Genomic DNA, 12,518 nt, shown 5'->3' on the forward strand with positions numbered 1-12,518 from the left:
AATCGGATAATCCGCTATATATTCAGTACTTAACTTGGCATGTTAGTTTAAAATGTGACTGGTATACCACAACTTAGTTAGAGCCTCTCGAACAGGGGGGTTGTTCATCGAAGACTTGTTGAGCAACTTCGAGTCGAAATTCAGGAGAATTAGTTGGACGAGTTCTTTTTGTCATGATTGCAACTAATCCGTTATGGTGATTTTATTACCTCTAATCAGGTGACCAAATTTACAGTGCTACTGCACTTTATTTTTAGCATGCTAAGGAGGATTTGTGGGCTCGGGCGAAATGTCACTTAAATAAGTATGGTAAATAAATGTTCAATAATTTCTGTGAGGCTAAAATCTAGCGAAAAGAAAACTCTGATTGAATATAAAGCGGCTATATGCCTATGTTCAATTTACGCTTTCTATTGCCCTTACATTGGGTGTAAGGGCTGTATTTTATACGCTAAAGGCTTTGCACCTCATCTAAACGCTTTTGGACGATTTCAATTAAATGGCTGTCCTGACCATATTGTTTGGTAAAGATGTTTATCGCTTCTCTCCCGTTAGCTATAGCTTGTTCTTTATTTCCCAGTGCTTGGTATACAGGTATACTATTCACTAACACAAGCCCTCTTCTTGGGTGTTCTTGACCATACTCTTGATTGATTAACTCAAGCAGATCTATAAATGCACTTTTCGCTTTTTCATATTGCTGAGTATTTCGATACACAAGGGCTAATCCATTTAATGCGCCTACTTCTAAGTGTGCATCGCTATGCTGGAGCTGTTTGTGGATAGCGAGTGCCTGTTGGAAGTTAGCTTGGGCTGCATCATGTTGTTTTAAGTCCAGTTGTGCATTGCCAAGGTAAGTGTGAGCAAAACCAACATCGGTATGCGGCTCGACATAGAATTGCTGAAGTACATCTTTTGCCTCGGTGAGCATATCAATTGCTTTTTGAGTTTGCTTAAGCTCCGAATAAGTATTTGCAATGTTACTCATTTGTTCCGCAATGATAGGGTGTTTCTTGCTATATATTTCAATGCTTTGGTTGAGCGCTGGCAATGCATATTCTAGAGACTCTTGATATTTACCAATATTGTGCAAGGCAATTGAAACTTCATGTTGAGCATTAGCGATGCTGCTCAAGTCTTCTGGGTAGTGTGTGGTTAATATTTTTAAAACTTGCATTCGCAGTTTTATTGAGTCTTGGTAGCGTGAGAGGTTCAGCAGGTTGATCGCTTGATCAGCGAGTATTTCGGTTTTTTGCTTATGATCGAGAACATAGTTTAATGCTCTGTTATAAAGGGTATCAGCAGATTTATAGTTTTCCAAACCGACTTGGATGCGGCCTTTTAATAAATAATAGCGAGCCAACGCCGACTCGCTTTTGGGTTTACTGCTCAGTAACTCATCAGCTTCGCTGAACTGACTGAGCTGAATACTGTTCTCAGCAATTTCACTGATTAACCAAAAATCGGACTTTTGCTGGTTAGTACTAATAGAAAGAGCTTGCTGGTATGCAACGTTGGCACTCTCATACTCACCTAATGCCGTTAATGAGTCGCCAATTTTTTTGTTTAGTCGATATTGAATAGTCGGATTATCACTAAATTCTAAAATGGTCTTTTTTTGCTGTTTTATGAGTAAGTCTTTAGCGAGAATAGGTTTCCCAAGGTTAACTTCTGGATTGCTTTGATTAAAGGTATCGAACATAAATTCTAAAGCATGATTAGCCAGCTTCTGTTCTTTTTCAAGCGCGCTATTTTGTTGCCATAACGCTGTACTGAAAGCAACTAAAGAGATAATAAAGCTAACACCGAGCATCGACGTTACAGGGTTGCGGCGAATAAACTTGTTACCGCGATAGATATGACTGCTCTTTAAACTGATGGGTTCAATATTACAGTATCGCTCTATGTCTTGCGCTAAAGCCATGACATTGGTATAGCGCTGACTTTTTATATCACAGGCGTGGGCAATGATACTTTTTAGTTCTTCACATTCTGTTGCAAGACTACGCTCAAGCACCTTACCCAAGCTATACACATCACTTTGCGTGGTTAATGGCTCTCCAGCAAGCTGCTCTGGGCTGGCGTAGTCTCTACTTAGCCCATTGATATATGCTGAATAGGTTGCGTTACTTTGCTCGCTTAGCGTATGAGCTACGCCAAAGTCCACCAGTTTTGGCTCGCCGAGTTTATCGACAAGCACATTCTCGGGCTTTAAATCACCATGAATAATTCGGTTTTGGTGAGAGTAGCTTACTGCATCACATATTTTAATCAGCAGCTTGAGTATGTCGTCATCAGTTCGCGTGGCACAAAACTGCTGTAAAGGTTCGCCCTCTATATATTCCATGATTAGGTAAATTAGGCCACTTTCTGTTGTGCCAACGTCGTAAACCTTAGCAATATTGGGGTGGTTTAAGCGGGCCAAATATTGCGCTTCTTTAAACGCGAGTTCTTTTGAGGTTAACAAAGTGATTGATGGCGCAATAATTTTAATGGCGACTTGTTGTTCTAGTTGGCCGTCGCAGCGCTCAGCAAGATACACCACCCCCATACCGCCCGAGCCCAGTAGCGTTTTGAGTTTAAAGTGTTGGATCTGTTCACCGGTGAGTGAAAGCAAATCTTTATCGGTATCTAAAGTATCTACTTGAGCCGCAATGATATTGCTAAACAAAGTTTGCTGCACATTTTGTTCATGTGCTGAGATTAATGCCGTTACTTCATCTCTCAGTTGTGGCGACAATTCGGGTATGCTATTTAAACCCGCGGTCAGGTTTTGAGAATAATTGTCAAGTAAGTGATCAAATACGCTGAGCGCATCATTAAAAGTCATAGGGCTTCCTTTATTATTTTACGCATTTACCCTGATAAAGGCTTTTGCGGCTTTGAGCTCTCTATAAATAGTCGCTGTTGAAATATTAAGTTGTTGAGCCAATTGCTCAGGCTCGAGGCCCAAAAAATAATGCTGTGAAAAAATATCTGCTTTTGTTGGGTGTTGTTTCGCAAGTAGTGAAAGGGCACTATCTAGTGCTAGATATTGATCAGGAGGTGCCTCTGTGGCTTCTTCAATCCAATAAGTAGGTGGTGTTCTCTTTTGTGCTTTTAATTTGCGAATTTCATCTCGTAGCATATTACGTACAAAAAGGCTTAAGTAGCGATTAAAGTGTGTCTTATGCTCAATGCCATAGCTTGGAGGGATCAATTCCATTAAGGATTGGTGCAAAAGGCAGGTAGTATTAGGTAAATGGCTCAGGATGAATGTCGCGTCCACTTGTTTCTTATGTGCTTCAAGGTGCAAACTACACACGGTTTTTAAGTGGTTATAAACTAAGACTTTAAGCTTTTTTTCACTTTCTTTGCAGCCTCTTTGCCAGTCGGCCAGTAGTGCAATGATATCCATACGCATTCCCTATCTTGTTATTACTTTATTATCCTAGCAACAAATAGGTATCAAATGTAATTAATTTCTAACTGGGTGAGAAAATCTCATTGTTTTTTCGTTAGGACGACTTTTGTCAGGCCGTTCTACAGTGAAGCTATCACGTAGGTGTAACTGCATCGCAATGAAAACACGTAAAGAACCGTGTTGCGTTACTTTAAAGGACCGAGGAGGGATATCCATGAAAAATAAATTTACGTTGAGTTGTATTGCCTTGAGTTTGCTATTGGCGGGTTGTGGCTCTGATGATTCATCTTCAGACATTCCAAATAATGATAATTCAGGAGATAAAACCACTGATACTGATAAGGTGCCAGTGATAGCAAACATTTCGGATATAACAGTCGATGAAAAGGCGACAGCAACAATTACAGCAGATGTTGAAGATGAAGGTGAGGTGACTTTTGTTTGGGAACAAATCAGCGGCCCTGATTTGGCCTTAGAGGGGGCGAATAGTAATAAACTTGATGTTACCGCTCCTGCTACAACAGACAATGAAGTGGCAAAATTACGCTTGACGGTGACCGATGCGAGTGAGCAAACGGCTACTACAGATGTAACCGTAAACATTAATCAGCTGTTCGATCAAGTTACATTAGAGGGTAGGGTAATAGGCGTTGACTTGGCGGGGGGGTCTGTCAGTGCTCAGTACGATGAAAACAACAGTGTTGCGCAAATTGATGAAGATGGTGAGTTTAGCGTATCGTTGAAACAAGATGATGACGCACCAACCTCCGCTATTGTTTCTCTATATGCTCAAGGGGTCGATGACAAAAGTACGATCGAGCTGCAGTCCTACACCTTAAGCTTTGCCTCTCTACAATCTCAAGCAGGTGATGACAACAAATTGTCTGATGATGAACTTATACAATTACAATTATCACCGTTTAGCAGTGCAACCGCAGCTTCATTAGAAGCACATAATGGCGATACCATTAAAACTTTAGAGCAACTGCAGCAAAGCTCGGTCAGTATTGATCATGGGCATAGAATGAATAGCGCAATTGTTTATCAATTATATCTAGATGAGCAAAATTTGACTGTGACCTTTCCTCCAGTCAGTAGCCTAGCGAGCGACAGTGATACGGTACCACCTCCAACACCACAAAGCTCCCTAGATTGGCTAAAAGATACAGAGGTATTTAGTCAATACTTGGAAGAAAAAATGGGCTCTCCAGAGTACGCTGACGCTAAAGCAAAATTGTTTGAAACCGAGCAGTTAAGCGTGATCTCATCTTCCCCTGAGACATTGTATTTACCACATGACTTGTATCTGCAAGGAGGGGGAGGTACGAAAGTAACCTTTAGCCCTGATGGTACCGGAACGATTCAGGTTGGCGGTTCAAATGATTCGATAAATTGGCTATTTAAAGAAGGCTCCATAGCGATTACCCCGCAAAATGAGCGTATGCTGGAGTCGAGTTATAGCTATTTTGAATTGGATGAACAAGGTAATGAGACTGAGGTGACTGTTGTCGAGTGGGCGAATAGCATTGCAATTAGTTTAAGAGAGCTTGATCACAAAGCGCTGAGTGCTGAAATGTTAATTAGCGGGAGTAGAGAATATCCAAACGGAGGTGGGGAAAATCGTAATTTTTCCTATATCGCAGAAAGCGCAGCGTATAGTAATAATAATCATCAAAAAATGGATATTACCGTTGGCCAAACGGTTAGCTTACCGTTACTCAGCTACAGTAGTTTAACTGAAGAATCAGGGTTTAGTTCTGCTTTATTCACGTTTGATACTAGCAACAGTGGCACGCTTCATTTATCGAAAGGTGAAACAGCTTCCTTTAATTGGCAGTATTCGGGACAAGGTGTAAATCAAAAAGTCGTAATAGATGTACCAACTTTAGACGTTAACTTTGAATATCAGCTGCTAACACCGCAGGTCGGCAGGTATATGGTTTATGGTAAAGTACAACAGTCAAACGATTCTAGTACTGCCGTCGGAACGGCTTATAATTTAGAACCGGAAGCCAACTGGGATAGAGAAGAAGTCGTGGGCGTATGGAGTAAGCGGTATGCAGGGAACTATTTTGATTCGTTTTGGTATGAGCTCTATGATGATGGTAAGTCGTACTCGGTTTACACTTTTGACTCCAATTATGACGGCTCTCTGACAGAGAATGAGGTTATTGTAGGCTTTGGTAGTTGGGAGCTGGAAAATGGTGAACTTACACTTCATAGCTATCCTGATCCCAACTGTACATTTACTGGCTGCCAAGTATTAAACTCACGTACCTTTACTATTTTGAGTAAAACACCACATAAATATGCTATCCAAGCAGAAGTTAACTATGTCGGTGGTTGGTCTGTCCATCGAGCCTTTGATTTAACGGCTCATACAACCCGTCCATTAAGCCAGTATTTACCTGAGTCACTGATTGGCACTGTGCTACCACAATTTGCACCTAATCATCATGTTCCAAATTTGGTTGATGTTGAGTCATTAATCGATAAAGAGCTCTATACCCTCGAACATGATAACTGGAGTAACCAAGTGATCAGTTCACTCTATTTAGAGCAAGGTGGAGAGTTTACTTATTCAGGAACTCAGGATATGACCGGAGATTACGACCTTAAGGCAGATCACCGTGTTCGTTTAGAGGTTGATGAACGTAGTTTGTATTTTGCTATTTTAGCAGAGCAGGACAACACTTATCTAAGCGGGTTTGATGGTAATGTAAGTCCATATTTTACCCAAAAAGGCAGTGCCGAGCGCTATGCAAAGGCAGTGAAACAAACGGAACCTGTAGCCTCTTTTAAAGACTTACAAGGCCGGGCCATTTTTATGGCTGATAGAAGCCAAGAAGGTGATTGGGTAATTACTTACTTTGTTGTAAATGAAGAAACAATCACAGTATATGCCGATGCTGACTTTAGCGAAGTACAAGCGACGATGGACTACACTCTAAACGAAGATGGCAGTGTAATTATTTCCGGTAATAAATTGTTTATTGCACAGCATAATAGTCAGTTTAGTACAGTGGTCACTGTTGACGGTGAAGGAAGAGATTTTAATTACTTCTTTTATACAGCCGAACAAGTTAGCGACTTCGTAGAAGCTGCAAATCAATTACAGGCACTGGCATTACACTAGTTCTTGCTTAGCTTTACAATAATGGTAAAGCTTTGATATCCGCGACTAAAGCCTAAGTTTACTTAGGCTTTTTTGATCACCGCCCATGGTTGAGCAGAGCCTTGAGTTTTGCTGGCTTTACTGGCTTAGACAGATAATGGATCTGGTCATTCTTAGCGGCGACTTTTACTTCTTCATCCCTCACAGCGGTAATTAAAATAGCAGGAACCGTATCTTGCCACACGGTGCGTAGCGATTTGATCAAAGAGATCCCATCACAGTTATCGTTAAGTTGGTAATCCATTAAAATAACATCTGGTGCGGAATTATGTTTTGCGTAAGCAAGCGCGTCTTCTACTTTGTAAAACAGCTGATAGTGGCAATGCCATTTATCTAGCAGGCTCGCCATGGCTTCTAGGTTTTTCGGGTCGTCATCAACCGCGATGACATTAAGTTGAGTTTTGCTTTGCGGTTTCTGACTAATATCTTCTTTTACTTGGAGTAAATCCACATTGCCATAGGGTATGTCTATGGCAAAGCGGCTGCCTTGATTGACAACCGAGTTCACTGAAATTGTGATGGATAAGAGATCGCATAGACGTTTTACAACACCAAGCCCAAGCCCAATACCTTTATTATCGCCCGCTTGAATACGATAAAAATCGTTAAATATCTTATTTTGCTCATGGTTTGAAATACCTGGACCGGTATCCCATACTTCAAGCCTCAAACTATGTTTACGGCGTCGACAGGCGATAAGCACTTTGCCACTGTCGGTATATTTAACGGCATTGGAAACCAGATTTTGAATGATTCGGCGTAGGTAAGTGGTGTCGCTGTGTACAATGCTGTGGGAGCTTCTTACCTTAAGTTCGAGACCTTTCTCTTTTGAAATGATGGCATACTCATTTGCCAGTGGTAATAAGATATCGTCAATGTTGAAGTGCCTAGGAGTGGGCTTCATTGCACCTTGCTCAAGTTTTGCAATATCCAAAAGCGCGCTCATCAGGTGCACGGTGGAGTCTAGGCTATCGGTGAGTTTTTCAAAGTTACCCTGATCTTTACTTATTAGATTGTGGGTATCAATCGCTGCTAAGTACAGGCGTGCGGCATTGAGTGGCTGCAAAATATCATGACTGGCAAGCGCTAAGAAGCGAGTTTTACTCTCATTTGCTTGTTCTGCTTCTTTTTTAGCGGCCATTAGTGCCTGCTCTGTTTCGTGACGATTGGCTATTTCCGCTTTAAGATCCATATTAATGGTGCGGATCTCTTGGGTTCTGGCTTCAATACGGTTCTCTAGATCCATATTGATTTCTTCCAGTGCGTTTTGCGTCGCAATATGCGTGGTGATATCTGAAAAACTCGTCACAAACCCGCCTTCAGGAAGCGGGTTTCCCGTCATCTCAAATACTTGGCCATTACGGCGGTGGCGAATAAAGTGGTGAGGAGTGCCATTTTTCAGATGTTGAACTCGTTTATCGACGTGTTTATCAATTTCTCCAGGTCCGCATTCACCGCGCTCGGCGTTAAAGCGGATCACTTCTTCTATCGGTTGTCCTACTTCTAAGAAACCATCAGGGTAGGCGAACATCTCGTGATAACGCCTGTTCCATGCAACTAGTTTTAGATCTTTATCAACAACCGAAATCCCATGGCTTAAATTTTCTAATGAGGTATAAAGTAGGTTTTGGTTGAACTGTAATGCTTGTGTGGTTTCATCAAAAAAGTTAACCACCTCTTCAAATGCCATTTGGCGACCCGATGACACGGTACGGATCAGAGCTTGGGCTGATGAAGCACCGAGCACTCCCGTGAGTGCGCGCTCGCAGAATGAGATAAATTCAGGAGCTGGGTACGCGTCATTATCTTCTAAAATATTATTTTGAGCATAGTGCCCGAGCAATTGCTGACTGCGCTGAACCCCCAAGAAGGTTTGTAGTAGCACTTTAAAGTCATACACGGTAGCGCGAACTTGTTTATTCAAGCGTTTAGAGAGCGCAGCCTGATCTTTAGGGTTTACGAATGCCGCGGCCTGAATACGGTCGATTAGGCGCTCCTGTGCGCCGATAGAAAAGCTAATATAGCAACTAATGTTGGCGAGCAGTGCAAGTAAAGTTCCTCGGGTGATAAGGGTCTGGCGCATTTCGTAATCAAGTAATCCTCCAGCTTCCAGAATTGGAAACATAAGAAATAGCATCCAGCAGATAAAACCTGCGATGAGCCCCGCATATACGCCATACGCATGGCCTTTGCGCCAATAAAGTCCACCGACAATTGCAGGCAATAGCTGAGTCACCAATGAGAAGGCAACTAACCCCATATTTGCGAGTGCTTCACCATGACCAAACCATTGCTGGTACATATATGAAAGTAATAAGATTGCGGCGATAACAAAGCGTCGGACTAAGAGTATTTGACTCTTAAAACTGCTGTTAAGAATGTTCTTCTTAAATTTACGCTTGAACAACAGAGGCAATACCACATCGTTTGATAACATGGTACTAAGTGTGAGAGTCGCAACGACTATCATGGCCGTTGCCGCAGATAAACCGCCGATAAATACAAATGTAGCTAGGATCGGATGCTCCATCATGATAGGTAAAGCGAGTACGAAACTATCCGGTGCCGCACCATAGCCAATATCGGGGTGGATAGCGGCGGTAGCGATTGGGATGATCATGGCTGCTATCAATAACAAGTAAAGCGTAAATGCCCAACGTGCGGTTTTTAAGTGTGAAGTATTGTGGTTATCTACCACCACAACATGAAATTGTCGGGGCAAACAGACGATGGCAGCCGCTGCCATAAGCGTTTGTCCAACGAAGTTGAAGTTAAAGAAGTCAAAAGATTGCCAATGTTCGCTCAATGCTTCAAATGAGTCTGGAACTTGAGCTAAAGATTGCCATGCAAGCACGGCAACAATACCGAGTGCGAGTAGTTTAACGATAGATTCAAAAGCAACGGCCAACATCAACCCTGAGCGATACTCAGTCACATCTACCTTTCTGGTGCCAAAGAAAATCGCAAATAATGCCATGATCAAGGTGCCAGCTAATGCGAGCGCAGTGCCAGACACTTGCTCATCCTGCTGTAATAACAAAAAGCTACTACTCAAGGCTTTGAGCTGGAGTGCAATATATGGAATGGTTGCCAATAGGGCTATCATCGTTACCATGACGGCCGTAGTTTGGCGTTTACCGTATCGTGCCGAAATGAAGTCTGCAATGGTGGTGATATTCTGCTTTTTACTGACCAATATGAGTTTGCGCAAAAACCCCTGACCGAACAAAAACAGTAAAATGGGCCCCAATAGAATAGGGAAGTAATGCCAGCTACTGGTGGCCGCAGTACCTACCGAGCCGTAATAAGTCCAAGAGGTACAATAAATCCCTAAGGAAAAGGCATAAACAAACGGATGATGACTAATTTTGAGTGCGCGGGGGGTGGTTTTATCTCCCCAGTTGGCGAGCCAAAAAAGTACACCAATATAAGCAGCGGCAACAAGGAGTAAAATGGCAGTCATAATGTTTGTTATAGTTTTTGGGTGTTAATATTGTCATACTTTAGCAAACAAATGGCACCCATAGTCTAGTTTGCTCTATAATTTTATTTGAGATTTATATCTTATTTAAAATCAAAGTATTAGAGTTTTATTTGGTGAGTAAAGAGGTTCATTCACCATTCAAGTTAGACTAATGTCTTACTGTCGTATCCACTCATTGAAAATACATCTTTATCCAACCTGTTTTGACTTATCTATTTGTTTATAAAGACTTTTTAATTCTAATGAATACCACGTATCTGCAGTTTACGTAAACGTTAATTTGCCGTTACGACTAAGGTCTCAATTTCAACTTACCAAGCCGTTGCTACTCTCATTAAGGTCTATTAACACAGCTTGCTCCATGTTGGAGCGGGTGATAGGAGATTTAAAATGGCTTTTAAAAGTGAAGAACAAGCGAAAGCATATTGGTCAGAAAATCTCGCCTTGATGTTTAAGCTACTCGCTATCTGGTTTGTCGTTTCATTTGGATTCGGCATCCTGTTAGTTGATGTGCTCAACGAAGTTCGTTTTTTTGGATTTAAACTCGGATTTTGGTTTTCTCAGCAAGGCGCAATTTATACTTTTGTTGCGTTAATTTTTGTCTACGTTTCAAAAATGAATGCGTTGGACAAAAAATACGGCGTGGATGAGTGAGGAGCTAATCGATGGATGTTCAAATTTTAACTTTTATTATCGTCGGCCTTAGTTTTGCGCTCTATATCGGTATCGCTATCTGGGCGAGAGCTGGGTCCACGAATGAATTCTATGTTGCTGGCGGCGGTGTACCTCCTGTTGCAAACGGTATGGCAACTGCTGCAGATTGGATGAGTGCAGCGTCCTTTATTTCAATGGCGGGGATTATTTCCTTCGCTGGTTACGACGGCGGTGTTTACCTCATGGGGTGGACCGGCGGTTATGTATTACTTGCCCTGTGTTTAGCACCTTATTTGCGTAAATTTGGTAAGTTCACGGTACCAGATTTTATTGGTGATCGTTACTATTCTCAGGTTGCACGTGTGGTTGCGATCCTGTGTGCTATCTTCATTTGTTTTACCTATATTGCCGGTCAAATGCGTGGTGTTGGTGTGGTGTTCTCTCGTTTCCTCGAAGTGGATATTGAAACGGGTGTTTACATCGGTATGGTGATTGTATTCTTCTACGCGGTACTTGGCGGTATGAAGGGGATCACTTATACACAGGTCGCTCAATATTGTGTACTTGTCTTTGCTTATTTAGTTCCTGCTATTTTCATCTCACTGATGATGACGGGCCATTTACTTCCACAAACCGGTTTTGGCGCTACGTTGGCTGATGGCTCGGGCACCTACCTACTCGACAAGCTAGATGGACTCAGTACCGAGCTCGGTTTTGCGCAGTACACCGAAGGCTCTAAGAGTATGGTTGATGTGTTTGCTATTACCGCTGCACTTATGGTTGGTACTGCTGGTCTGCCACACGTAATTGTTCGCTTCTTTACCGTTCCTAGAGTAAAAGACACTCGTATTTCAGCCGCTTGGACCTTAGTGTTTATTGCTATCGTATATACAACAGCACCTGCTGTTGCGTCGTTCGCTCGCGTAAACATGATCGACACTATCAACGGTAAAGATGGTAGTGGCACGGTATATGAAGAAGCACCACAATGGGTGAAAAACTGGGAAAGAACGGGCCTTATCGTATTCAATGATAAGAACGGTGATGGCAAAATGCAGTACTCTGCAGGCAAGATTGATGATCCTGCAAGTGCAAACGAAGTGAAGATTGACCGCGATATTATGGTATTGGCAAATCCAGAAATTGCGAATCTACCTGCGTGGGTGATTGCATTGGTCGCTGCGGGTGGTATTGCTGCGGCGCTCTCGACAACCGCTGGTCTGCTACTGGTTATTTCAACATCAGTATCACACGACTTGTTGAAGCGTACCATTAAGCCGGATATCAACGATAAACAAGAACTGCTAGCCGCGCGTTTAGCAGCGATGGTAGCGATTGGGATCTCAGCATATTTTGGTATAAACCCGCCAGGGTTTGTTGCCTCGGTGGTTGCATTTGCCTTCGGGCTAGCTGCGGCGAGTTTCTTCCCTGCAATTATCATGGGGATATTCTCTAAGCGAATGAATAAAGAAGGTGCGATTGCCGGCATGGTAACGGGTATAGGTTTCACTGCGGCTTATATTATTTACTTTAAGTTTGTTAGCCCTGAGCTAAATGCCCCTGCAAACTGGTTGTTTGGGATTTCTCCTGAAGGGATCGGTATTGTAGGTATGCTAGTGAACTTCGTTGTAGCTGCACTGGTTATGAAGGTGACTGCGGATACACCTGAAGAAGTCAAAGTGATGGTTGATGGGATCCGTAACCCTAAAGGGTCTAGCGCTGCTCACGCACACTAAGCAATGCTAATCTAATTTGCCCAGCCAGCGTGCTGGGCAAATTTGTTTTTGATAGTGCAAAATTGT

At 42.4% G+C, this 12,518-nt stretch carries 6 protein-coding genes; 3 read left to right on the top strand and 3 right to left on the bottom strand.

The window, feature by feature from the left end:
- Positions 1 to 451: 451 nt before the first annotated feature.
- Complete coding sequence (locus DS891_RS09905; RefSeq protein ID WP_174169711.1) at positions 452 to 2,830, bottom strand: serine/threonine-protein kinase; 2,379 nt, start codon at positions 2,828 to 2,830, stop codon at positions 452 to 454.
- An 18-nt stretch (positions 2,831 to 2,848) separates the two neighbouring features.
- Positions 2,849 to 3,397 carry an ECF-type sigma factor gene (locus DS891_RS09910; protein WP_174169712.1) on the bottom strand — a complete coding sequence of 183 codons (549 nt, stop codon included), beginning with the start codon at positions 3,395 to 3,397 and terminating at the stop codon, positions 2,849 to 2,851.
- A gap of 220 nt (positions 3,398 to 3,617) precedes the next feature.
- On the opposite strand from DS891_RS09910, the gene DS891_RS09915 reads away from it, so the two are divergent.
- Entirely contained in the window at positions 3,618 to 6,539 is a 2,922-nt protein-coding gene (locus DS891_RS09915; RefSeq protein WP_174169713.1) for a hypothetical protein, read from the top strand.
- Positions 6,540 to 6,615: 76 nt separating this feature from the next.
- Here DS891_RS09915 and DS891_RS09920 read toward each other — a convergent pair whose 3' ends face one another.
- Positions 6,616 to 10,041, bottom strand: a complete 3,426-nt coding sequence (locus DS891_RS09920; RefSeq protein WP_174169714.1) for a PAS-domain containing protein — start codon at positions 10,039 to 10,041, stop codon at positions 6,616 to 6,618.
- Between the two features lie 411 nt (positions 10,042 to 10,452).
- On the opposite strand from DS891_RS09920, the gene DS891_RS09925 reads away from it, so the two are divergent.
- On the top strand, positions 10,453 to 10,716 hold the full coding sequence (locus DS891_RS09925; RefSeq protein WP_010607553.1) for a DUF4212 domain-containing protein: 264 nt from the start codon (positions 10,453 to 10,455) through the stop codon (positions 10,714 to 10,716).
- Between the two features lie 11 nt (positions 10,717 to 10,727).
- The gene (locus DS891_RS09930) at positions 10,728 to 12,452 is read left to right on the top strand and encodes a sodium:solute symporter family protein (protein ID WP_010607554.1); all 1,725 of its coding nucleotides are present in this window, start codon (positions 10,728 to 10,730) and stop codon (positions 12,450 to 12,452) included.
- The last annotated feature ends 66 nt before the right edge of the window (positions 12,453 to 12,518 follow it).

This window comes from Pseudoalteromonas sp. JC28 (assembly GCF_013319255.1).
Taxonomy (GTDB): domain Bacteria; phylum Pseudomonadota; class Gammaproteobacteria; order Enterobacterales; family Alteromonadaceae; genus Pseudoalteromonas.